This is a genomic window from Pseudomonas sp. G166 (assembly GCF_037027455.2).
Taxonomy (GTDB): domain Bacteria; phylum Pseudomonadota; class Gammaproteobacteria; order Pseudomonadales; family Pseudomonadaceae; genus Aquipseudomonas.
On record NZ_CP146985.1, the window covers coordinates 5,547,382 to 5,569,828 of the forward strand.

The window sequence follows — 22,447 nt, forward strand, 5'->3', positions numbered from 1 at the left end:
ACAGACTTAGTAAGTTTTGTTACAAACAGACAAAGCTATAGAAATCTGCGCTAAAACAGAAGTTCAGCCCGTTTTACACAATTTTCACGTTTTATTTACAGATCAAAGCTTCGCACATCGCCAGACGAATGCCATAGGACTGGTAGGATTTTTCTTAAATGTATCGGATCCGCGCTACTCCAGAATTGCGTTTCGCGGGCGGGCCCTTCGGCCAATAGCGCTCGTTCGGCCAACAGCCGCTGAAGTTGCCGTGCCACGGCGGCCCCGGTGTCGATCAGGCTTATGTGTGCCGGGATCATCTGCTTGAGCAACGGTTTGAGAAACGGATAGTGCGTACAGCCCAGGATCAGCGTGTCGCAACCGGCTGCCAGCAAGGGATCGACATAATGTTGCAGCAATTGATGCAAGGCCGGGCTGTGCAGGTCACCGGTTTCGATCAGTTCCACCAGCCCCGGGCACGGTTGGGTGATGACCCGCACATCCGTGGCGAAACGGTCGAGCAACGCGGCGAACTTGGCGCTCTGCAAGGTACCGGTGGTGGCCAGCACACCGACGATACCGCTACGGGTCGCGGCGGCGGCCGGCTTGACCGCCGGCTCCATGCCGACGATGGGCCAGTGGGGGAAATCGCGGCGCAGATCGGCCACGGCGGCGACCGTTGCGGTATTGCAGGCCACCACCAGCGCCTTGGCGCCCTGCCCCAGGAGAAAGTCAGCGATGATCGCGCAGCGCTGTCGGATGTATTCCGGGGTTTTCTCGCCGTAGGGAATATGCCCACAGTCAGCGACGTACAACAGCGACTCATTGGGCAGCAGCTGGCGAATTTCCCCCAACACCGAAAGCCCGCCGACCCCCGAGTCAAGCACACCGATCGGCGCTTCACTCATGTTGACCACCGCAGACGCTGCAACCTGGGTCGCGCTTGACGCGCAACTCGCGAAAACGCGTGCCCAGGGCATCGATCAACAACAGGCGCCCCACCAGCGGCTCACCAAAGCCGGCCAACAACTTCAAGGCTTCAAGGGCTTGCAGGCTGCCCACCAACCCCACCAGCGGGCCGATCACACCGGCTTCGCTGCAGGTCAATTCGGCTTCGCTGCCGTGGCCGTAGAGGCAGTGGTAGCAAGGGCTTTCGGGGCGGCGCGGATCGAACACCGACAACTGTCCTTCCAGGCGAATCGCCGCACCGCTGACCAGCGGTTTGCCCGCAGCGACACACGCTGCGTTCACCGCTTCGCGGGTCGAGAAATTGTCGGAACAGTCCAGCACCACATCCACCATCGCGACGGCGGCGGCCAGGCTGTCTTCATCCATGGCCAGCGGATGCGGTACCAGTCGAATCTCGGGGTTGATCACCGCCAGGCGCCGCATCGCCGAATCGACCTTGCTCAGGCCGATGCTGTCGGTGTCGTGAATGATCTGGCGTTGCAGGTTGGTCAAGTCGACCGTGTCGAAATCCGCCAGATGCAACTCGCCGACGCCGGCGGCGGCCAGGTACAACGCCACCGGTGCGCCGAGCCCACCAAGACCGACGATCAACGCGCGACTTTGCTTGAGGCGCAATTGGCCATCGATGTCGACATGCTGCAACAGAATCTGCCGGCTATAGCGCAACAGCTCCTGATCGTTCAGCACGGCAGGCACCCCAGGCTGATGCGTTCATGAGCGCCCAGGTCCTTGCGGCTGTGAACTTCAGCAAAGCCTTGGGCTTGCAGCAAATCACGTACTGCGCCGGCCTGATCGTAACCGTGCTCAAGCATCAACCAACCGCCCGGTTCGAGGTGACCGGGGGCCTGGGCAATGATCTGGCGCAAATCATCCAGGCCGTCCGGCCCTGCGACCAACGCACTGCTCGGTTCGAAACGCACATCGCCCTCGGCCAGATGCGGATCGGCGGCCGCGATATAAGGCGGATTGCTGATGATCAATGCAAAACGCTCCCCCTCCAAGGCGCTGAACCAGTGACTACTCAACACCGTGACGTTACCCAGGTCCAGGCGCTGGCGATTGCGTTCGGCCAGGGCCACAGCCTCCAGCACCCGATCGACCGCCGTGACCTTCCAGGCCGGGCGCTCGCTGGCCAAGGCCAGGGCAATCGCGCCGCTGCCGGTGCCCAGGTCCAGGACCCGGACCGGGGTGGCCGGCAACAAGGCCAGCGCGGTTTCCACCAGCAACTCGGTGTCGGGACGCGGGATCAGCGTATGGGGCGCGACTTCCAGGTCGAGCTTCCAGAAGCCCTGTTGCCCGAGGATGTAGGCCACCGGCTCGCCGGAACGACGTCGGCGCAGGTACTCAGAGAACAGCAACGCCGCCTCGCTCGGCACGATCCGCTCGGGCCAGGTGTGCAGGAAACTGCGGGACTTGCCCAGCGCAGCGGCCAGGAGCAACTCGGCATCCAATCGCGGCGTGGGCGAATCCGGCAGCTCGGCGGCGCGTAACAAACTGGCGATGATGGTCATTTATTCACCTGTGCTTACTCGCCAATCGCAGCCAACTGGTCGGCCTGGTATTCGGCCAGCAATGGCTCGATCACCGCATCGACACCACCGGCAAGAATCTCGTCGAGGGAATACAGGGTCAGGTTGACACGATGGTCGGTGACCCGGCCCTGGGCGAAGTTGTAGGTACGGATCCGCTCGGAGCGATCACCCGAACCCACCAGCAATTTGCGTTCGCTGGCGATGGCATTGGCCGCGGCGCTGGTCTGCTGGTCGTTGAGCTTGGCCGACAGCCAGGCCATGGCCCGCGCCCGATTCTTGTGCTGGGAACGTTCTTCCTGGCACTCGACCACGATGCCCGAAGGCAAGTGAGTGATGCGGATCGCCGAGTCGGTCTTGTTGACGTGCTGGCCACCCGCGCCGGAGGAACGATAGGTATCGACCCGCAGGTCCGCCGGGTTGATCTCGATGGCTTCCTGCTCGTCCGGCTCGGGCAATACCGCCACGGTGCAGGCCGAGGTATGGATGCGCCCCTGGGATTCGGTGGCTGGCACACGCTGCACACGGTGGGCACCGGACTCGAACTTCAGCTTGCCGTAGACGTTGTCACCCTCGACCCGGGCGATGACTTCTTTATAGCCACCGTGTTCGCCTTCGTTCTCCGAAAGAATCTCCACGCGCCAACCGCGGCGTTCGGCGTAACGCGAATACATGCGGAACAGGTCGCCGGAGAAAATCGCCGCCTCGTCGCCACCAGTACCGGCACGGATCTCGAGAAACACGTTGCGCCCGTCGTTCGGGTCCTTGGGCAACAGCATGCGCTGCAGATTGCCTTCCAGCTCGAGCAATTGTTCCTTGGCTTCGCGGACTTCCTCCACCGCCATTTCGCGCATGTCCGGGTCGCTGTCCTTGAGCAGCGCCTGCGCGCCCTCGAGGTCGCCCTGCACTTTGAGCAACTGTTTATAGGTGGCGACAATCGGCTCGACTTCCGCGTATTCCTTGGAATAGGTGCGGAATTTGTTCTGGTCGGAAATGACTTCGCCATCGCCCAGCAAGGCGGTCAGTTCTTCGAAACGGTCCTGGAGGATGTCCAGTTTATTGAGCAGTGACGCTTTCATTGCGGTTTTTTATCCGAAAAGCTATCCGGTGAACCCTCACCGAGGGCAAAGAGTTCCTGGGCCATGGCCAACGCGTCGAGGCGGCCTTCGGCGGTCAACTTCTTGAGCTGGACACTGGGGGCGTGAAGCAATTTGTTGGTCAGGCCGCGGGCCAGTTGCACCAGCACCTCTTCGGCGTTGCCACCGTTGGCCAGCAGGCGCTGGGCCTTTTGCAGCTCTTCATCGCGCAGGCGTTCGCTCTGCTGCCGATAGGCCTTGAGCACATCCACTGCCGCCAGCTCGCGCAGGCGCACCATGAAATCGTCGGCGCCGACAGTGATCATCTCTTCGGCCGCCTGGGCCGCGCCTTGTCGGCTCTTGAGGTTCTCGGCAACCACTTCGTGCAGATCGTCGACGCTGTAGAGGTAAACGTCGTCCAGTTCACCGACTTCCGGCTCGATGTCCCGAGGGACGGCGATGTCTACCATGAAAATCGGTTTGTGCTTGCGCAGCTTCAAGGCGCTTTCCACCGCGCCCTTGCCCAGGATCGGCAACTGGCTGGCGGTGGAACTGATGACGATGTCACTGTGCACCAGCTCGGCCGGGATGTCCGAGAGCAGCACCGCGTGGGCGCCAAACTGCTCGGCCAGGGTACTGGCCCGCTCCAGGGTCCGGTTGGCGACGACGATGCGCTTGACCCCCAGGTCATGCAAATGACGGGCGACCAGGGTGATGGTCTCGCCAGCGCCGATCAGCAACGCCTGGCTGCGCTGCAAATCGCTGAAAATCTGTTTCGCCAGGCTGACGGCGGCAAACGCCACGGACACCGGGTTCTCGCCGATGGCGGTGTCGGTGCGCACCTGCTTGGCGGCGTTGAACGTAGCCTGGAACAGCCGCCCCAGCAGCGGGCCGACGGTACCGGCCTCCCGCGCCACGGCGTAGGCCGATTTCATCTGACCGAGGATCTGCGGTTCGCCCAACACCAGCGAGTCGAGCCCCGAGGCGACACGCATCATGTGACGAACGGCCGCATCGTCCTCATGCACATAGGCACTGGCGCGCAGCTCTTCAAGGCTCAGGTTGTGATATTCGGCCAGCCAGCGCAGCACCGAATCGGCCGAAACATGATCCTGTTCTATATAAAGCTCGCTGCGATTGCAGGTGGAGAGGATCGCTGCTTCGCGGCTGTCGGTGAGTCGGCAGAGCTGCTGCAGGGCCTCAACCAACTGCTCAGGCGTAAAGGCCACGCGCTCGCGGACGTCTACTGACGCAGTCTTATGGTTAATACCAAGTGCAAGGAAGGCCATTCAAGGTCGCTGATAGTGACGTGAAGCCGGCAATTGTCCTACTTCGCCAGATTCAGAACAACCACTCGATCTCTATCGCCTTGGCCTGTGCCGTAAATCGACGGGGCGGTTATGTTTGACCGAAGGCTTGTGTCATGATGATCCGACCGCAGGTTAGTCGTCCTCTTCCTATATGAATAGATCTTCCGCGTTGCTCCTCGCCTTTGCCTTGCTCAGCGGCTGCCAGTCCATGGCTCCCGTGTCGACGGACGGTACGCCGCCGGTCGAAGACAGCACGCAGGCTCCCGAAAAGCCCAAGGTCTACGGCTCGTTCAGCGAAGAAACCATCTTCAGCCTGTTGAGCGCCGAACTGGCAGGCCAGCGCAATCGTTTCGACATTGCGCTGGACAATTACGTGACCCAGGCCATCAACACCCAGGACCCGGGCATCTCGGAACGTGCGTTTCGCATCGCCGAATACCTGGGGGCCGACCAGGCCGCACTGGATACGGCATTGATCTGGGCGAAAAATGCCCCGGACGACCTCGAGGCGCAACGCGCCGCTGCCGTCCAGCTGGCCCGCGCCGGGCGCTACGACGACTCCATGGCGTACATGGAGAAAGTCCTGCAGGGCAAGGGCGACACCCATTTCGATTTTCTGGCGCTGTCCGCCGCCGATACCGATCAGGAAACCCGCAGCGGCCTGATGAAAAGCTTCGACCGCCTGTTGCAGCGTCATCCGAACAATGGGCAACTGATCTTCGGCAAGGCCCTGCTGCTGCAACAGGACGGCGATTCCCAAGGTGCCTTGACCTTGCTGGAAGACAACCCGCCGGAAGCCGGCGAAGTGGCGCCGATCCTGCTGCGCGCGCGCTTGCTGCAAGGTTTGAACCGCGGTGACGAAGCACTGCCGCTGCTGGAAAAAAGCATCAAGAAGTACCCGGACGACAAACGCCTGCGCCTCACCTACGCCCGCATGCTGGTGGAAAACAACCGCATGGACGATGCCAAGGTGGAGTTCTCCAGCCTGGTCCAGCAATACCCTGAAGACGACGAGTTGCGTTACTCCCTGGCGCTGGTTTGCCTGGAAGCCAAGGCCTGGGACGAGGCCAAGGGTTATCTGGAAGACCTGATCGCCCGGGAAAGCCACGTCGACTCAGCCCACCTGAACCTGGGTCGCATCGCTGAAGAGCGCAACGACCCCGAGAGCGCGCTGATCGAGTATGCCCAGGTTGGCCCGGGCAACGATTATCTGCCGGCGCAGTTACGCCAGGCCGATATCCTGATGAGCAATGGCAAGACGGCCGAGGCCCAGAGTCGCCTCGCCGTGCAGCGCGACTCCCAGCCGGATTATGGAATCCAGCTCTACCTGATCGAAGCCGAAACCCTGTCGGCCAACAATCAGGGCGATAAAGCCTGGAACGTACTGCAGCAAGCCTTGAAGCAGTACCCGGACGACCTGAACCTGTTGTACACCCGCGCCATGCTGGCGGAAAAACGCAATGACCTGGCCCAGATGGAAAAAGACCTGCGCCTGATCATCCAGCGTGACCCGGACAACGCCATGGCCCTCAATGCCTTGGGCTACACGCTGTCGGATCGCACCACCCGCTACGACGAAGCCAAGCTGCTGATCGAACAGGCCCACCAGATCAATCCGGAAGACCCGGCAGTGCTCGATAGCCTCGGCTGGGTGAATTTCCGCCTGGGTAACCTCGATGAAGCCGAACGCTTGTTGCGCCAAGCCCTGGAACGCTTTCCCGACCAGGAAGTCGCCGCTCACCTGGGCGAGGTCTTGTGGGCCAACGGTAAACAGCGCGAGGCCCGGCAGATCTGGAGCCGCTTCCTCAAGGACCAGCCCGACAGCCCTGTTTTGCGCAGCACCATCAAACGCCTGACCGGATCAGAGACCCTTTAAGATTATGTTTTTGCGCCACTTCATCGTATTCAGCTTTATCGCCCTGCTCGCCGGTTGCGCGGGCTTCGGCGCCCGTGAATCCGTCCAGGGCCAGGGCAACCAGGCCCAGTGGCGCGAACACAAACAACAACTGATCGGCCTCGACGGTTGGCAGATCGATGGCAAGATCGGCATTCGCGCACCAAAAGACTCGGGCAGCGGTACGCTGTTCTGGTTGCAACGCCAGGACTACTACGACATTCGCCTGTCCGGTCCATTGGGCCGTGGTGCGGCACGATTGACTGGCCGGCCGGGCCAGGTCTCGCTGGAAGTCGCCAACCAGGGTCGCTATGAAGCGCCCACTCCCGAAGCGTTGCTGGAAGAACAACTGGGTTGGAAATTGCCGGTTTCCCACCTGACCTGGTGGGTTCGCGGGCTGCCGGCACCGGACAGCAAGAGCCGCCTGGTCCTCGACGCCGACAGCCGCCTGTCCAACCTGGAACAGGATGACTGGCAGATCGAATACCTAAGCTATGCCCAGCAGAACGGCTACTGGCTGCCCGAGCGAATCAAGCTGCACGGCAGCAACCTCGACGTTACGCTGGTGATCAAGCAATGGCAGCCGCGCAAGCTGGGGCAATGACATGAGCGCTGCACGCCTGACCCTGCCCTCCCCGGCCAAACTCAACCTGATGCTGCACATCCTCGGTCGTCGCCCGGATGGTTATCACGAATTGCAGACGATTTTTCAGTTTCTGGACTACGGCGATGAAATCACGTTTGCCGTGCGTGACGACGGCGTGATTCGCCTGCACACCGAATTCGAAGGCGTGCCCCACGACAGCAACCTGATCGTCAAGGCCGCGAAAAAACTCCAGGAACAATCCGGTTGTTCGCTGGGCATCGATATCTGGATCGAGAAAATCCTGCCCATGGGCGGCGGTATCGGTGGCGGCAGCTCGAATGCAGCGACGACTTTACTGGGGCTCAACCACCTCTGGCAGCTGGACTGGGACACGGATCGCCTGGCAGCACTGGGCCTGACACTGGGCGCCGACGTGCCGGTTTTCGTGCGTGGCCACGCCGCTTTCGCCGAGGGCGTCGGGGAAAAACTCACCCCGGTAGACCCCGAGGAACCCTGGTACTTGGTGCTGGTGCCGCAAGTATCTGTAAGTACAGCAGAAATTTTTTCAGATCCGCTGTTGACACGTAACTCTCCTCCCATTAAAGTGCGCCCCGTTCCCAAGGGAAACAGTCGAAATGACTGCTTACCGGTGGTAGCAAGGCGTTATCCAGATGTTCGTAACGCTTTGAATTTGTTAGGTAAATTTACCGAAGCAAAACTCACCGGAACTGGAAGTTGTGTGTTTGGGGGCTTCCCAAGCAAAGCTGAAGCTGATAAAGTCTCGGCCCTTCTGACAGAGACCCTTACAGGGTTTGTAGCAAAAGGAAGCAACGTTTCGATGTTGCATCGCAAGCTGCAAAGTCTGCTCTAAAAGGAATCGAGTGCTCGGCACTCGCAGCAACAGATACAGGGGCGTCGCCAAGCGGTAAGGCAGCAGGTTTTGATCCTGCCATGCGTTGGTTCGAATCCAGCCGCCCCTGCCATTTTCCTATACTCATCCAGGTATACCCTCAGCCTTCAGGTACTGCGCGTGTCCAAGATGATGGTCTTTACGGGGAACGCCAACCCCGATCTGGCTCGGCGTGTAGTACGTCAGCTGCATATCCCTCTCGGTGACATTTCTGTCGGTAAGTTCTCCGACGGCGAAATCACTGCCGAGATCAATGAAAACGTTCGCGGTAAAGACGTCTTCATTATTCAGCCGACTTGCGCTCCGACCAACGATAACCTGATGGAACTCGTCGTGATGGCTGATGCCTTCCGCCGTTCCTCGGCTACTCGTATCACTGCTGTTATTCCTTACTTTGGTTATGCCCGTCAGGATCGCCGTCCGCGTTCCGCACGTGTGGCAATCAGCGCGAAAGTCGTGGCTGACATGCTTACCGTAGTCGGCATCGATCGTGTCCTCACGGTTGACTTGCATGCTGACCAGATTCAGGGCTTCTTCGATATTCCTGTGGATAACATCTACGGCTCCCCGGTCCTGGTGGATGATATTGAAGATCAGCGCTTCGAAAACCTGATGATCGTGTCCCCGGACATTGGTGGCGTCGTGCGTGCACGGGCCGTTGCCAAATCCCTGGGCGTGGATCTGGGTATCATCGACAAACGCCGTGAGAAAGCCAATCACTCCGAAGTGATGCACATCATCGGCGACGTCGAAGGGCGTACCTGTATTCTGGTCGACGACATGGTCGATACCGCCGGCACCCTGTGCCACGCGGCCAAGGCCCTGAAAGAGCATGGCGCTGCCAAGGTCTTTGCCTACTGCACACACCCTGTGCTGTCGGGTCGAGCGATCGAAAACATTGAAAATTCCGTGCTGGACGAACTGGTGGTGACCAACACCATCCCATTGTCCGCAGCAGCACAAGCCTGTGCACGTATCCGTCAACTGGATATCGCACCGGTTGTTGCCGAAGCGGTTCGCCGCATCAGCAATGAAGAATCGATCAGCGCGATGTTCCGCTAAGGGCCCGGCCCTCACCGCGACATCTCGTTGACGAAAAGCGCCCCGCCCCGACATTCACTGTCGGGGCGGGGCTTTTTTGCCCATATCGCCTTTAGCGCTGGTCGCAAGCGCTGGGGTGAATGTGGTTACTTTGGAGATACAACATGAACGAATTTACCCTGAATGCTGAAGTGCGTTCCGACCTGGGGAAAGGTGCGAGCCGCCGCCTGCGTCGTCTCGCAAGCCTGGTTCCAGCTGTAGTCTACGGTGGCGAGAAAGCCCCTGAGTCCATCAGCATGCTGGCCAAAGAAGTTGCCAAACTGCTCGAAAACGAAGCGGCCTACAGCCACATCATCGAGCTGAACATCGGTGGCGCCAAGCAGAACGTCGTGATCAAGGCCCTGCAACGTCACCCGGCCAAAGGCCACGTGATGCACGCTGACTTCGTACGCGTAGTAGCTGGCCAGAAACTGACCGCTATCGTGCCTGTGCACTTCGTTGGCGAAGCTGCTCCGATCAAGAAAGGCGGCGAAATTTCGCACGTTGTTTCGGAAATCGAAGTGACCTGCCTGCCGAAAGACCTGCCTGAATTCATCGAAGTCGACCTGGCTGACGCCGAAGTCGGCACGATCATTCACCTGTCCGACCTCAAGGCTCCTAAAGGCGTTGAGTTTGTTGCTCTGGCACACGGCGATGACAAGGCTGTTGCCAACGTCCACGCTCCACGTGTTGCTCCAGAAGCTACTGAAGAAGGCGCTGCAGAGTAATTTCACTCTGTCGCCGGGGTGAGCGGAAACATCGCGGGCTGGAACGTAGCGAGGCAGCGGGCGAGAACGCGAAGTTTACCTAACGGTAGATCCGCATTTTTCGTCCACTGTCGCAATACCGTTTGAGCGCGACGTTGTTATCCACACTCCAGGAAGGGCCCCTATCGTGACTGCCATTAAACTGATCGTTGGCCTGGGAAATCCAGGCGCCGAATACGAACAGACCCGGCATAACGCAGGGGCCCTTTTTGTTGAGCGCATCGCGCACGCACAAGGCGTCAGCCTAACGGCCGATCGCAAATATTTCGGCCTGACCGGGCGCTTCTCGCATCAGGGTCAGGATGTTCGTCTGTTGATTCCCACCACCTACATGAACCGCAGCGGCCAGGCCGTGGCGGCATTGGCCGGTTTCTTTCGCATCAAGCCTGAAGAAATCCTGGTGGCCCACGACGAACTCGACCTGCCTCCGGGCGTTGCCAAGCTCAAGCAGGGCGGCGGCCATGGCGGTCACAACGGGTTGCGCGACATCATCGCGCAACTGGGTAATCAGAATACCTTTCACCGCCTGCGGCTCGGCATCGGCCACCCGGGCGTTGCCAGTATGGTTTCAAACTTTGTCCTGGGTCGTGCGCCACGCGCCGAACAGGAAAAACTCGATGCCAGCATCGACTTTGCCCTCGGCGTGCTGCCGGATATCCTCGCCGGGGAATGGAACCGCGCGATGAAAAACCTGCACAGCCAGAAGGCCTGACACTCACTCCTAGGGGAAACACCATGGGATTCAATTGCGGCATCGTCGGCCTGCCTAACGTCGGCAAGTCCACCCTGTTCAACGCCCTGACCAAGTCCGGTATCGCGGCTGAGAACTTCCCCTTCTGCACCATCGAGCCGAACACCGGCATCGTGCCGATGCCCGATCCACGCCTGGAGGCCCTGGCGGCCATCGTGATCCCGGAGCGCGTGCTGCCGACCACCATGGAATTCGTCGACATCGCCGGCCTGGTAGCCGGCGCGTCGAAGGGTGAAGGCCTGGGCAACAAGTTCCTGGCCAACATCCGCGAAACCGACGCCATCGCCCACGTGGTCCGCTGCTTCGAAGACGAGAACGTGATTCACGTCTCCAACAGCGTCGACCCGAAACGCGACATCGAGATCATCGACCTGGAACTGATCTTCGCCGACCTCGACAGCTGCGAGAAGCAACTGCAAAAAGTCGCTCGCAATGCCAAGGGTGGCGACAAAGACGCCGTCGCCCAGAAAGCCCTGCTCGAGCAGTTGATCGCCCACTTCACCTTGGGCAAGCCGGCCCGCAGCCTGATCAAGAACATGGGCGCCGATGAGAAGCAGATCGTTCGCGGCTTCCACCTGCTGACCACCAAGCCGGTCATGTACATTGCCAACGTTGCCGAAGACGGCTTCGAGAACAATCCTCTGCTGGACGTGGTAAAAGCCATCGCCGAAGAAGAAGGTGCGATCGTGGTACCGGTCTGCAACAAGATCGAAGCGGAAATCGCCGAGCTTGAAGACGGCGAAGAGAAGGACATGTTCCTCGAGGCCCTGGGCCTGGAAGAACCTGGCCTGAACCGCGTGATCCGCGCTGGCTATGAAATGCTCAACCTGCAGACGTACTTCACCGCAGGCGTAAAAGAAGTCCGCGCCTGGACCGTTCGCGTCGGCGCCACTGCGCCACAAGCCGCGGCCGTGATCCACACCGACTTCGAAAAAGGCTTCATCCGCGCCGAAGTCATCGCCTATGACGATTTCATCCAGTACAAGGGTGAAGCCGGCGCCAAGGAAGCCGGTAAATGGCGTCTGGAAGGCAAGGAATACATCGTCAAGGATGGCGACGTGATGCACTTCCGTTTTAACGTCTAACTTTCCTGAGCCTATCGCGTGGCAGCTACTCACTGCCACGCGACCTTCTCAAGCAGACGTCACGTCAATAGATGCCCTTGATCGAACTCTGCCGCTACCCCGATCAGCCCTATCCCGGCGTCGGGAGCAAAGCTCATGTCATCTTCGTCGAGGTTTTCCCGCCAGTCCCCGGCCAGCGCGATCTGGAACCAGTGGCCTTGGGCGTCTGCTTCCACATCCGCCAGATAAGTGCGGTCCAGCTCCTGGTTGTAAACCATCTTCAGCGTAGTGCCCGTACCGTCTCCGAAGCCGGTATAGCCCAGGGTCGCCACATCGATCTTGTCGTCAACCGTGAAGCCTTCGATAAGGTCGGCAAAGCTCTGGCTGTCAGTGCGATAGCTGTCTTGGGTTGAGGTATAGCGGAACACGTCGGCGTTTTCCCGGTTATCAGTCCACAACGAGATGTCGGCTCTATCTCCGCCGTTGAGACGGTCGGCGCCCGCGCCGCCTATGATTACATCAGCCCCAGCGCCGCCGTTGATACGGTCATTGCCGTCCAGGCCATAGATGATTTCCGACAAGGCAGAACCAGTAATCGTATCCTTGGTAGAGGTGCCTTCAACAGTGGGCGCGGTGAACACCAGGTTGGTGCTGTTCAATTGCCCCACCAGGTTGCCGTCCAAGGCCAGTTCAAACCGTTGCCCGGAGGCATCGACGTCGTAACTCTTGAGGTAGGTGAGAGTACCGTCCGCGCTGGTATGGACGGCCAAGGTGCCGTCATGGCCGTCGCCAATGCCGGTGAAACCCAGGGCAATCAAGTCGATGCGGTCCCCAGAGGCGTCGAAGTCCTGGACCCGGTCACTGTGGTTTTGCGTCGCAGTGCGGAAACTGTCACTCAGTTCGGTAAAGCGGAAAATGTCAGCGCCAACGCCACCTTGCAGAAGGTCGCGCCCGCCGCTGCCTTGAAGCACATCATCACCCGCCAGCCCCTGGATAATTTCGGCGGCATCGGTACCCTGCAAGATGTCTTCACCGGCGTAGCCATCCACATGGGGCTTACCGTCCTGGCTGCCGAAGCGGGTATCCACACTGCCATCCGCGTTCCAGCGGATGACGCTGAAATCCCCGTTGCTCGTGCCGGCCGCCAGGATCTTGCCATCTGCCTGGACCGTCACAGCCACAGGCGTGTCGGCCTCGAAGGTCACCATGCCATTGGAGCCAAAGCTGGTGTCAAAGGAACCGTCAGCGTTAAGCCGCGCTACAGTCGCCGAGGTGGAGCTTTCGCCATGGCCCATGACGATGATCTTGCCGTCAGCCTGCACGGTGACCACTGAGTCTTCGCCAAACCCCATGGCAGCACTCAAGTAGAGAACACCGTTGTCACCGAAATGGGTATCCAGCTGACCATCGGGATTGAAGTGCTGCAAGGCATACGTCGGATCACCCGCGCCGGCGGCATTGTACGCAGCCCCGACCACAACACCGCCATCGGCCTGTACCGCAGTAGAAATTCCGCCGTTGTAATATTCGTCTTCGGGAATGTTGACGGTCAGCACGCCATGGTCGCCAAAGCCATCGACGAGAGTGCCGTCATTGCCGAGCCTGGTCACTGTGGCCTGGTCGAATCCACGGGCGCTGATCTGGAACGTGCCATCCGTATTGGCCGTCAGGTCGATGTCCTTGAAGTCATGGCTGATGTCGACCGTGATAGCGCCGTTTTGACCAAAGCTAGCATCGCGTGTCCCGTCGCTGTTGAAGCGCTCCACCTGAACGCCCGTGTTCAGCGCTGTGGCGATCAGCACCTTGCCATCAGGTTGCACCGCCGTCAGCTCGTAGCGCGACGCCGGGGCTGTCGCGGCGGGTACGATATCGACGCCGCCGTCATGGAAGCTGGTGTCCAGACTACCATCTGCGTTCAGGCGAATAACGCTATGGTTCTGTTCGTAGCCATAGCTTTCCTCGCCTGGCGCCCCGGGGTAGCCCCAGGCCAGGTACTCGGTATAGCCACCGACCAGGATCTTGCCGTCCGGCTGGATAACGATGCTCTGGTTATCATCGAACTGGCCGGTGAGGTCGACCTGGACTGTGCCCGGGCCAGTTCTCACGGTATGGGTACTGACCATCGTGTTGTCGGTGGTTGCCATGGGTTTAATCCTTTAAGGGCATTGGATCCGTCACTTTAGTGGAGCAGGAAGGATTTGCACGCCGCCCCATCGCTGACACGAGCAGCGGCCGACCGATGGTTTTTTGTAGCCGTCTGGCCTCGCTGGTGGGCTGAAAAAAGTGCGCATAGCAAAAAGCCGCGTTGGTTCGCGGCTTTTTCATGGGCGTGGTTTGGAGGTACTTGAGATTCGATACGGCCTAGAACAGATAGCCTATATAGATCGCCCCGCCACCACCGGCCTGCACACCAGCGTTCATGCCTGCCATGACCAGCGCACCCTTGGCCGACTTCGCCAACTGCCGGTTGACCGTGGTGGACGCGATGAGCGCGGTCGCCGGGTTGGCGTTCAGCGCCATCGACAATGCCAGCAGCTTGGGATCGAGCCCGAACAACAGGGCCGTGGCGGAAGCACCGACCACCAGGCCTCCGCCCACTTCGGTATACATGCAGGGGCCGGTGATGTCATCGCTGGTCAGGTCGCGACTGGCCAAGGCGTCGCTGACAAACACCTTGCCGAAGCTGGGGAACGCCTCCGCTGCGCCGACGCCAGCCACGCTCTTACCCTTGACCTGGATATTGATCTTGCCGAAACGCGGCAGCCGCGCGCCGAATCCGGCCCCTACCCCGACGCCGCCGTAGCGGTAGCTGACGTCCTCACCTTGGGGCGAACGCAGGATGATCGAACCGCCACTGCCCGCCACCATGACCACGGTCAGACCACCGCCGCTGGCGGTCTGATACTGCCAGCGACTTTCATTGACCGGGATTGGGATGTTGAAGCTCATACGCTCAAAGTCCTTTATGTGAGTGAACTGCACCGTGACCACGCTGACGAATGGCTTTTGCCAGACCAGCAATGGTAAACATCAGACCCAGGCAACCCAGCAGCCCGGAAGGCCCCCACAGTGCACCCGGATCATCGACGATAGCGCTGCTGGCCGGCTGCTCGGGCAAGTAATGCACGCGTACCGACTGCCCCTCCCGATAGCCGAAGATCAAGCCGCCCTGGGGATAAGAGATTTTCTCGCCAGTGCCAGCGGTGAAGGCGATCTCAGGATGCGAACCGCCGGCATTCAGGCGGCTGACGATGCCATCGGCGGTCTGGGCGCGGGCGAGGAACTCGCGGCGCTCAAGCGTGAGATTGACGGTAATGCCCAACAGGACGATACCAATCAGGGCAAACAGCAGACCCAGCAGTATCTTCCCGATGTGTGACGGGGTGTCGTTAGCCATGGTGTGTCTCGGCGTTCGTCCATGAAAGAGGGGCGTCAGGATAACAAAGAAGCTTCGCGACTCCCCATCCCATGCGCAAAATGATTGAGGACAGGAGAAGCCGCTGCCTCTTGCATGAAGCGTCGAGGCAGCGTCCAGACTTATGCCCTATGCCTGGACCAGATTGGCAATCTTGACGTCCGGATCGACGTCAGCCTCATAGTCCACCCCTTCTACCCCAAAACCGAAGAGACGCAGGAACTCCGCTTTGTAACCGACAAAGTCCGTCAGCTCATAAAGGTTATCCGTGCTGACCTGATCCCAGAGTTGCTTGACGCGGTCTTGCACTTGAGGTGCCAGTTCCTTGTAGTCCACGCGCAGACGCCCCTCCTCGTCCATCACAGGAGAATGGCCGTACAAGCTGTCTTTGTAGAGCGCATGAACCTGCTCGATACACCCTTCGTGCGTGCCCTGCTCCTTCATGACTTTAAACAGCAATGACAGGTACAGCGGCATGATCGGGATCGCTGAACTGGCCTGGGTCACCACGGCTTTCAATACCGAGACCCGCGCATCGCCCCCCAGGGCAGCCAATCGTTCACGGATACCAAGGACTTTCTGGTCCAGGTCTTTCTTGGCCGCGCCAATGGAACCATTCCAGTAGATGTCATGGGTCAGCTTTTCGCCCAAGTAGGTGAACGCAGTCGTTTTCGCCCCATCAGCCAGGACACCCGCTTCGTGCAGGGCATCGATCCACATCTGCCAGTCTTCGCCGCCCATCACGGCCACCGTGCCATCGATTTCGCTTTGGGTCGCCGGCTCCAGGGTGGTCTCCTTGACCACTTCTTTATCAGTATCCAGCCCGCGCAAGGTCACGGCCTTGTCGAGCGGCTTGAGGGTAGAGCTCAGTACGGCACCGGTCTTGGGGTGCGTGCGGCGTGGCGCGGCCAGACTGTAGACAACGAGGTCGATCTTGCCCAAGTCGCGCTTGATGACGTCGATGGTCTGTTGTTTGATTTCATCGGAAAACGCATCGCCGTTGATGCTCTTGGCGTAGAGGCCCTCTGACTCGGCGAACGAGTGAAAGGCCGCGGTGTTGTACCAACCGGCGGTGCCGAGCTTGCCTGGATCACCTTCACGTTCAAAAAACACACCCAGGGTCTTGGCGCCACAACCAAAAGCGGCCGTAATCCGCGCAGCCAGCCCGTAGCCGGTCGATGCACCGATCACGAGTACGTTCTTTGGCCCATCGGTGATGGGGCCTTGGGCGGTCACGTAGTCGATCTGACTCTTGACATTGGCTTCACAGCCAGTGGGGTGGGTCGTCACACAGACAAAGCCACGAACGCGCGGTTTGATGATCATAAAAGGATCTGCCTCTTCCAGGATGTAGAGCGCCAACACTGGCCATTAAAGTCGTAGACGCCTGGAACGTGGAAGCGTCACGGTGAATGTCGCCTTACGTGGCTTGACTCACCAACGGCAACCTCACGATGAACTCGCTCCCCAGGCCATCCCCCGCGCTCTTGCCAATCACGGTGCCACCGTGGCTTTCGACCAATTCGCGCACCACCGTCAGGCCAATGCCCAGGCCTGCGCCGCTGAAGCCGACGGCGTGAACGTCCTGCACGAACGGCTCGAAAATGAATGGCAGCGCCTTGGCCGAGATCCCCATGCCGCTATCGCGGATGCTGACCTCCAATAGGTCGGCCTCGACGGTGGCCGAAAGCCTGATCGTGCCGCCGGCGGGGGTGTACTTGACGGCATTGCCCAGCAAGTTGCCGAAAATCTGCGCGAGCCGCACCGGATCGCCGTTCATGGATAGTACAGACGCGGGTAATTCGGCGCTGAAGTGCAAGTCGCCAGAGAGCATGACCGGCCGACAGTTGTCGATGGACTCATGAATGATCTGAACGATATCGACAATCTCGCAATCGAGGCGAAACTTGCCGGTCTTGACCCGAGAGACGTCGAGCAAGTCTTCGACCAACCGAGACATGTGCCGCACCTGGCCTTCGATCAACTTCTGCATGCGCGGCAGTTCCTCACTGGGCGCCCGTGCCAGTCGGCCGGCAATCATACTGATGGGGTTCAGTGGATTACGCAGTTCATGGGCCACCAGGGCGAGGACGCTACGCTGGCGTTCCAGCGCGCGTTCGGCCGAGGCCTTCAGGTGTTGCGCGCTGAGGGCGGCGATGACCAATAGCTCATTGGCTTCGCGCATATCCAGGTACAGCTGCTGTTGTTCTGCCGCCTGCGCGTTTTTTGGCTTTTCAGCCTCGGACTGGGCCGACAGGATCGCCAGGACCAACTGCTGGTTGGCCTCGATCAATTGCTCGATCTGTTGCTTATCGGCGAGCTGGGTGTTGGCGTCGTTCAGTTCCTTATGCAACGCCGCCAGCACCGCCCGCGCCTCGACGGTTTTCTGGCCAAGCAGGAACAGCTCGCGAGCGACCGTGGCCTTCGCTTGCTCATCCTTGCCATGGGTTTCATCCATGATCGTGACTCATCCAGCGCCTTTGCCAGAAAGCCGCCGGGTGGGGCGACCTCCAAGCAACCCCTCCTGATCCGGCAACATTTCACCGATCTGCAAACCGTTGTCGTCGATGCGATAAAGGCGTAATTCATCGGAGTGAGCGCTGGCGCGGACCTTGACCACGGCCATGATGCGCAATAAACGGCTCTGCACTTCAATGTAGCGTTGAACGATGATGGCGTCGGTGAGAAACGCCGTGCCATAAGGACTGAAACGCAGGTCGGTGTAGCGGTCCTCCAGCTCCGACGTCAGCAATACCGTGACACCGGCGCTGGTCAACGCCGTGACCATGCGCGACAGCGACTCGCGAAAGTCTTCGCGGAAGGTCGGCGCCAGCGCCAGTTCGAAGCCCGACAGCGAATCGATCACCACCCGGGTCGCTTTCAGGCGGGCGATCTCACTGAGCAGCAAGTGCACGATTTCGTCGATGGACAGGTCCGGCGCGCGGCTATCCACCAGCCCGACTTTTCCAGATTGAATCAAGTCGGCGAGCTTGGCGTTCTGGGAGTGATTGGGGCGCTGTTCAAACACCGCGATCACGCCGGTCTCACCGTTGCGCGCACCTTCGGCGAGAAAGGACGCCGCCAGAATGCTCTTGCCTGAACCGGACGGCCCCGCCACTAACAAGGAATACCCGCGCGGCAGGCCACCGCCGAGCATTTCATCGAGCTGCGGTACGCCCATGGCCAGGCGCTTGATCGGAAATTCCAGTGGCGCTTCGCCCGGGTTGAAAGGTGCAGGGGCAAATACCTTGATTCCCGACGCAGCGATACGGAAGGTGTGCAGGCCCGGCAGCGTCGGCTGGCCGCGCATTTTCATGATTTCCATCTTGCGCACCATGGAGTTGCGCTGAACGCTCTGGCGCAGCCAGATCAGCCCATCGGCCACGGTGAAAATCGGGTTGGTATCGGTTTCGGTGAAATACTCGCCGATCAGGAAAGTCGTGGCCTGCCAGGTGGTCATCAACATGCCCAACTGCTGGACGAACTGCGGCAGGTTGTTATTGGGGTTGTCCTGGGTCTGGCTGGCCAGCACTACCGAACGGAACGAGTCCACGAACACCAGCGCCGGGGAGTGAGCCTCCACCTCGCTGACAATACGCCGCAGCACTTCGTCCAGATCCCCGGCCAGGGTGTCGTCAGCCAGGTTGACGTAGCGGATCGACTGATTGATCGCGTCGCTGTCGAAGAAATCGAACTGCTGTTGATAACGCAGCATCTTCAGTGGCGGCTCGCCCAGCACGGTAAAAAACAGCGCGGGACGCTCGGGGGTCGCAAGGGCAAACATCATCTGGTGTGCGAGGGTGGTCTTGCCGCAACCGGGCGGGCCGGCGATCAGATTGAAGGAAAACTCCGGCAATCCTCCGCCCAAGACCTCGTCCAGCCCTGGCACGCCGGTGGCCAAGCGGTTGATAGTCACTTTGGTGCTCATGGCGAATTTTCCTGCGAAGGGGTGTCGCTCAAGGAAGGTTCCCACACGCCACGAAGCAAACGTGCGGTGAGCGAAGGCCCGATCAACGTGGTCAGCAACTCGTAGAAAATGCTCAGCAACATTTCACCGAAAAACAGCGCATCGGCTTCGCTTTGCTCGACGAGTACGGATTTAAGGGCCGTCAGAACCTGGCCGGCCTGCACTCTATCGCAGGTGCTGGTCAGGCGCGGATGGGTAGCCCCACACAAGTGCAGGCTGCGGCGATAAAGCGCGGCAACCCCTTGCTGGCCAATGACGGGCGTGAGGGCCGCCTCGATATCCTGCAAAATCGAAATGATCGCATGGGCGGTCTTGTCAATGTCAGCGTTGGGGCCAACGCGGTGCGTCAGAGAAGCTACGATCTGACGGCTCTCTTCGCTTAGCGTGGACATAGCTAACTGATATCCGATGGGCAAGCTTTGATAGTACACCCTCAAGGGCATTATCGAGCTCCCACTGGGCGAAGCAATGCAATTGCGATCATCTGCCGTTAGCGGATAAATCCAGCCTGGCCGCTAACCTAAAATGAAAAATCCCCGGTATCACTCGTGGATACGGGGATTTTACGTGATAACGCTCCAGGCTCGCGTCTGGAGCGGGCTGAAAAAAACTAACCCCTTTTGACCTTGAAGCGTCCCAGCACGCGTTGCATCAGCGAGGCGCGCTCCGAAAGGTCCTTGGCCGCCACCGCGCATTCTTGCGAGTTGGACTGGTTTTTCTGCGTCACCTCATCGATCTGCTCCAAGCCGATGCTGGCCTGCTGCAAACCCGAAGCCTGCTCGCTGGAGGCTTGATAGATCAGCGAAACCAGGTTGGAAACCGCGCTGGTTCCCGTGACGATGTTTTTCAGCGATTCGGCGGTCCGGCCGGCGATGATCATGCCGCGTTGCGTCTTGCTCGAAGAGTCGGCGATCAGCGCGGCCGTTTGCTGGGCGGCCTCGGCGCTGCGGGCGGCCAGGCTGCGCACTTCATCGGCCACCACGGCAAAACCGCGCCCAAGCTCACCCGCCCGGGCGGCTTCGATGGCCGCATTCAGCGCCAACAGATTGGTTTGAGCGGCAATATTGTCGATGGTGGTGATGATCGCGGTGATGTCCTTGCCCGAGTTGTCGATTTCGGCCATGGCGGCAATCAGCTCGCTCATCAATTTATCGCTCTCCCCCGCATCGGCACGGGATGCCTGGGATTGCTCATCGGCCTTCTTGGCGTTGGCGGCGTTGTCCCGGGTCTGCGCGGCCATTTGCGTCATCACCGCGCTGATTTCGGTAATGGACGACGCGGAATTGGACGCGCCATCAGACAATGACTGGCTCAGGTCGGTGACCTGCGCCGAGCTCCCGGTAATCTGCGTGGCGCTGGTCTGCACCTCGGAAATCAGCTGGTTCAGGTTGCTGACCATCTTCTCCAGTGACTTGCCCAGGGTATCGTGGGGCGAAGACAAGCGGACCTCCAGGTCCAGGTCTCCTTCGGAAATGCGCTCGGCCACTCGCACTTGCCGTTGCAGGCTTTCAGACATGTCGTTGAGCGCGACAGACAACTGCCCGACTTCATCTTCGGATTTCTGCACCAAACGACGGGAGAAATCCCCCAGGCTGATGTTGGCGGCCAAGGCCGCGGCCTCGCGAATCGGCCCGACGATTTTCGCGGCGGCAAACCACAGGGCGGCCAGGGCCAGCAGCGAAATACCCAGGCCCACCGAGACTTGCCAGATGCTGTTGCTGATACTGCGCGCCTGCAACTCCTGCTCCAGGGCAATGGCCTGGCTCATGACCACGGCCTTGGGCAGGCGAATCAGTACCGCCCATGGCTTGCCTGTACGACCGAGCGTAATGGGCATCAGCACTTCGATGTTCTGGGTTTGTGAGTTGAGCAAGCCGTCACTGCGACCGCCCTGGATATCGCCCAGCACTTTTTCCCAGGACTCAGGCAGCAAGGCCTTGATGGACTGGCCAATCAGGTCAGTGCGCTGGCTGTCTGCGACCACCAGGCCCTGGTTACTCAGGATCGACACCGTACCCTTGCCGCCGTAGAGCTCGGCGGACATCTGCTCGCTGAGTTTCTGGATAAAGGCGATATCGTAGTCCGCCCCGACCACACCGTAGAACTTGCCATTGGCGACGATTGGAACCGACAAGGTGGTCAGCCAGACGTTTTTACCCTGGACCACGTAAGGAATGGGGTCCAGCACGCTTTCCTTCAGGGTGTCGCGCGGGCCGCTGTACCACCCGCCTTTAGGCACACCATTGGGGTGACGATCCGGCGAGTCGTATTCGACCAACGGCTGCACCGCGACATGGCCACCGGCGCTGCGTGTCCAGTAAGGCGTGAAGCGCCCCGTCTGTGGATTACTGCCATCCTGGGCATTGCGCGATGCCAGATCCTGTCCGTCCAGCGCATCCGGTTCCCAGCAGGAATAGGTGCCATTGAAATCAGGGTTGTCCTTGAGGACGCCGAGCAACACCGTATTGATCTGTTCCCGGCCCAATGCCAGGGGGCTTTGCGTGGCCTTGCTGGCGGCAAAGGCATTGGCCATGGTGCGGGCCGCATCCAGGGCATTTTGCAACTTGGCCTGAATGGCGTTGGCCCGGGATTCGGCCAGGTTCTGAATTTCCCGGATGGTGGATTTTTCCACCAGTGCCGAGACTTCAGTGGCCACGTATTGCTCATTGGCCCGTGCGGTAAAGAGCCCGTAGATAATCAGGCTGACCGATGAAACAAACAGGCAAACGCCTGCCGTGACACAAATGCGTGCCTGCAATGACTTGAACTTCATATCATCCCCTGCCTGATTCTATTTATTGCCAGCGTTAAAGACGACGGTCTCCAACTCATGCACGACGCGGCGAATAACCATCGATCACGGCTGTTTACGCGGCCCACAAGACAAGCGTCTTGAAAGGGCACGGCGATACAGCTGCTTTATAAGTATTTGAAACGTGGCGGGTTGGGGGCAAAAAAGCAGTAAGGGGTATTCAAGTCAGGAACCGAAGGCCTTATGTACCTGGACAATAAGGGCGATAGGTGGAAAGAATGCGAAAGCCTGCTTGTCCAGTAACCATAGGGTCACCCTTGAATAATGCCGCAGAATCCATTCAGACCAATAACCACGACAGCAAGTTAACACCGTCGACATTTATACAAAATCGAACT

At 59.7% G+C, this 22,447-nt stretch carries 20 protein-coding genes and 1 tRNA gene; 8 read left to right on the top strand and 13 right to left on the bottom strand.

Translation table 11 applies throughout. From position 1 onward, the window contains the following. Window positions 1-95 precede the first annotated feature (95 nt). The 5 genes from murI to hemA are packed head-to-tail and all read right to left on the bottom strand — an operon-like array spanning window position 96 to window position 4,842. The gene (gene murI / locus SGN16_RS24525; RefSeq protein ID WP_335945596.1) at window positions 96-887 is read right to left on the bottom strand and encodes a glutamate racemase; all 792 of its coding nucleotides are present in this window, start codon (window positions 885-887) and stop codon (window positions 96-98) included. Continuing rightward, window positions 880-1,635, bottom strand: a complete 756-nt coding sequence (locus tag SGN16_RS24530) for a molybdopterin-synthase adenylyltransferase MoeB (RefSeq protein ID WP_210640852.1) — start codon at window positions 1,633-1,635, stop codon at window positions 880-882. Before SGN16_RS24530 ends, murI begins: the two co-directional genes overlap by 8 nt. Further along, a complete protein-coding gene (gene prmC, locus SGN16_RS24535; RefSeq protein ID WP_335945597.1) occupies window positions 1,629-2,459 on the bottom strand; it encodes a peptide chain release factor N(5)-glutamine methyltransferase in 831 nt (276 codons plus the stop codon). Before prmC ends, SGN16_RS24530 begins: the two co-directional genes overlap by 7 nt. Window positions 2,460-2,473: 14 nt before the next feature. Continuing rightward, entirely contained in the window at window positions 2,474-3,556 is a 1,083-nt protein-coding gene (gene prfA / locus SGN16_RS24540) for a peptide chain release factor 1 (protein ID WP_210640856.1), read from the bottom strand. Further along, window positions 3,553-4,842: a glutamyl-tRNA reductase gene (gene hemA, locus SGN16_RS24545; protein WP_135847144.1), complete on the bottom strand. Its 1,290-nt coding sequence runs from the start codon at window positions 4,840-4,842 to the stop codon at window positions 3,553-3,555. Before hemA ends, prfA begins: the two co-directional genes overlap by 4 nt. Window positions 4,843-5,014: 172 nt before the next feature. Here hemA and SGN16_RS24550 point away from each other — a divergent pair, with 172 nt between their 5' ends. The 8 genes from SGN16_RS24550 to ychF all read left to right on the top strand — a co-directional run bounded on the left by SGN16_RS24550 (window position 5,015) and on the right by ychF (window position 11,936). Continuing rightward, window positions 5,015-6,739 carry a tetratricopeptide repeat protein gene (locus tag SGN16_RS24550; RefSeq protein WP_210640858.1) on the top strand — a complete coding sequence of 575 codons (1,725 nt, stop codon included), beginning with the start codon at window positions 5,015-5,017 and terminating at the stop codon, window positions 6,737-6,739. 4 nt (window positions 6,740-6,743) lie between these two features. Further along, on the top strand, window positions 6,744-7,361 hold the full coding sequence (lolB, locus tag SGN16_RS24555) for a lipoprotein insertase outer membrane protein LolB (RefSeq protein WP_210640861.1): 618 nt from the start codon (window positions 6,744-6,746) through the stop codon (window positions 7,359-7,361). A gap of 1 nt (window position 7,362) precedes the next feature. Beyond that, on the top strand, window positions 7,363-8,214 hold the full coding sequence (gene ispE / locus SGN16_RS24560; RefSeq protein ID WP_335945598.1) for a 4-(cytidine 5'-diphospho)-2-C-methyl-D-erythritol kinase: 852 nt from the start codon (window positions 7,363-7,365) through the stop codon (window positions 8,212-8,214). 37 nt (window positions 8,215-8,251) lie between these two features. Beyond that, a tRNA-Gln gene (locus SGN16_RS24565) sits at window positions 8,252-8,326 on the top strand. 47 nt (window positions 8,327-8,373) lie between these two features. Next, entirely contained in the window at window positions 8,374-9,315 is a 942-nt protein-coding gene (locus SGN16_RS24570) for a ribose-phosphate pyrophosphokinase (RefSeq protein WP_003171603.1), read from the top strand. Between the two features lie 143 nt (window positions 9,316-9,458). Further along, window positions 9,459-10,061 (top strand): 50S ribosomal protein L25/general stress protein Ctc, encoded by a 603-nt coding sequence (locus tag SGN16_RS24575; RefSeq protein WP_210640865.1) that lies wholly within the window; start codon window positions 9,459-9,461, stop codon window positions 10,059-10,061. A 166-nt stretch (window positions 10,062-10,227) separates the two neighbouring features. Then, on the top strand, window positions 10,228-10,812 hold the full coding sequence (pth, locus tag SGN16_RS24580) for an aminoacyl-tRNA hydrolase (RefSeq protein ID WP_335945599.1): 585 nt from the start codon (window positions 10,228-10,230) through the stop codon (window positions 10,810-10,812). A 23-nt stretch (window positions 10,813-10,835) separates the two neighbouring features. Beyond that, a complete protein-coding gene (gene ychF, locus SGN16_RS24585) occupies window positions 10,836-11,936 on the top strand; it encodes a redox-regulated ATPase YchF (RefSeq protein ID WP_003205534.1) in 1,101 nt (366 codons plus the stop codon). A 59-nt stretch (window positions 11,937-11,995) separates the two neighbouring features. Here the strand turns inward: ychF and SGN16_RS24590 are convergent, their stop codons facing one another. The 8 genes from SGN16_RS24590 to SGN16_RS24625 form a co-directional block, all read right to left on the bottom strand. Then, the gene (locus SGN16_RS24590; RefSeq protein WP_335945600.1) at window positions 11,996-14,059 is read right to left on the bottom strand and encodes a calcium-binding protein; all 2,064 of its coding nucleotides are present in this window, start codon (window positions 14,057-14,059) and stop codon (window positions 11,996-11,998) included. A 217-nt stretch (window positions 14,060-14,276) separates the two neighbouring features. Continuing rightward, window positions 14,277-14,864, bottom strand: a complete 588-nt coding sequence (locus tag SGN16_RS24595; RefSeq protein ID WP_210640869.1) for a hypothetical protein — start codon at window positions 14,862-14,864, stop codon at window positions 14,277-14,279. A gap of 4 nt (window positions 14,865-14,868) precedes the next feature. After that, complete coding sequence (locus SGN16_RS24600; protein ID WP_210640871.1) at window positions 14,869-15,312, bottom strand: DUF3592 domain-containing protein; 444 nt, start codon at window positions 15,310-15,312, stop codon at window positions 14,869-14,871. Window positions 15,313-15,459: 147 nt separating this feature from the next. Continuing rightward, on the bottom strand, window positions 15,460-16,656 hold the full coding sequence (gene fabV, locus SGN16_RS24605; RefSeq protein ID WP_210640873.1) for an enoyl-ACP reductase FabV: 1,197 nt from the start codon (window positions 16,654-16,656) through the stop codon (window positions 15,460-15,462). A gap of 94 nt (window positions 16,657-16,750) precedes the next feature. Beyond that, on the bottom strand, window positions 16,751-17,788 hold the full coding sequence (locus SGN16_RS24610; protein ID WP_335945601.1) for a HAMP domain-containing sensor histidine kinase: 1,038 nt from the start codon (window positions 17,786-17,788) through the stop codon (window positions 16,751-16,753). A 9-nt stretch (window positions 17,789-17,797) separates the two neighbouring features. Continuing rightward, window positions 17,798-19,258, bottom strand: coding sequence for an ATPase domain-containing protein (locus tag SGN16_RS24615; RefSeq protein ID WP_335945602.1), 1,461 nt, complete (start codon window positions 19,256-19,258; stop codon window positions 17,798-17,800). Then, window positions 19,255-19,740 carry a hypothetical protein gene (locus tag SGN16_RS24620; RefSeq protein ID WP_335945603.1) on the bottom strand — a complete coding sequence of 162 codons (486 nt, stop codon included), beginning with the start codon at window positions 19,738-19,740 and terminating at the stop codon, window positions 19,255-19,257. The genes SGN16_RS24615 and SGN16_RS24620 overlap by 4 nt, the downstream gene beginning before the upstream one ends. A 167-nt stretch (window positions 19,741-19,907) precedes the next feature. Continuing rightward, window positions 19,908-22,070, bottom strand: coding sequence for a methyl-accepting chemotaxis protein (locus SGN16_RS24625; protein ID WP_335945604.1), 2,163 nt, complete (start codon window positions 22,068-22,070; stop codon window positions 19,908-19,910). Window positions 22,071-22,447 lie beyond the last annotated feature (377 nt).

Coding starts and splice junctions, on each gene's coding strand:
- fabV (WP_210640873.1), bottom strand. CDS start 16,656: ATGATCATCAAACCGCGCGTTCGTGGCTTTGTCTGTGTGACGACCCAC.
- SGN16_RS24575 (WP_210640865.1), top strand. CDS start 9,459: ATGAACGAATTTACCCTGAATGCTGAAGTGCGTTCCGACCTGGGGAAA.
- hemA (WP_135847144.1), bottom strand. CDS start 4,842: ATGGCCTTCCTTGCACTTGGTATTAACCATAAGACTGCGTCAGTAGAC.
- SGN16_RS24615 (WP_335945602.1), bottom strand. CDS start 19,258: ATGAGCACCAAAGTGACTATCAACCGCTTGGCCACCGGCGTGCCAGGG.
- SGN16_RS24595 (WP_210640869.1), bottom strand. CDS start 14,864: ATGAGCTTCAACATCCCAATCCCGGTCAATGAAAGTCGCTGGCAGTAT.
- SGN16_RS24620 (WP_335945603.1), bottom strand. CDS start 19,740: ATGCCCTTGAGGGTGTACTATCAAAGCTTGCCCATCGGATATCAGTTA.
- ychF (WP_003205534.1), top strand. CDS start 10,836: ATGGGATTCAATTGCGGCATCGTCGGCCTGCCTAACGTCGGCAAGTCC.
- murI (WP_335945596.1), bottom strand. CDS start 887: ATGAGTGAAGCGCCGATCGGTGTGCTTGACTCGGGGGTCGGCGGGCTT.
- ispE (WP_335945598.1), top strand. CDS start 7,363: ATGAGCGCTGCACGCCTGACCCTGCCCTCCCCGGCCAAACTCAACCTG.
- prmC (WP_335945597.1), bottom strand. CDS start 2,459: ATGACCATCATCGCCAGTTTGTTACGCGCCGCCGAGCTGCCGGATTCG.
- SGN16_RS24610 (WP_335945601.1), bottom strand. CDS start 17,788: ATGGATGAAACCCATGGCAAGGATGAGCAAGCGAAGGCCACGGTCGCT.
- prfA (WP_210640856.1), bottom strand. CDS start 3,556: ATGAAAGCGTCACTGCTCAATAAACTGGACATCCTCCAGGACCGTTTC.
- SGN16_RS24625 (WP_335945604.1), bottom strand. CDS start 22,070: ATGAAGTTCAAGTCATTGCAGGCACGCATTTGTGTCACGGCAGGCGTT.
- SGN16_RS24600 (WP_210640871.1), bottom strand. CDS start 15,312: ATGGCTAACGACACCCCGTCACACATCGGGAAGATACTGCTGGGTCTG.
- SGN16_RS24550 (WP_210640858.1), top strand. CDS start 5,015: ATGAATAGATCTTCCGCGTTGCTCCTCGCCTTTGCCTTGCTCAGCGGC.
- lolB (WP_210640861.1), top strand. CDS start 6,744: ATGTTTTTGCGCCACTTCATCGTATTCAGCTTTATCGCCCTGCTCGCC.
- SGN16_RS24590 (WP_335945600.1), bottom strand. CDS start 14,059: ATGGCAACCACCGACAACACGATGGTCAGTACCCATACCGTGAGAACT.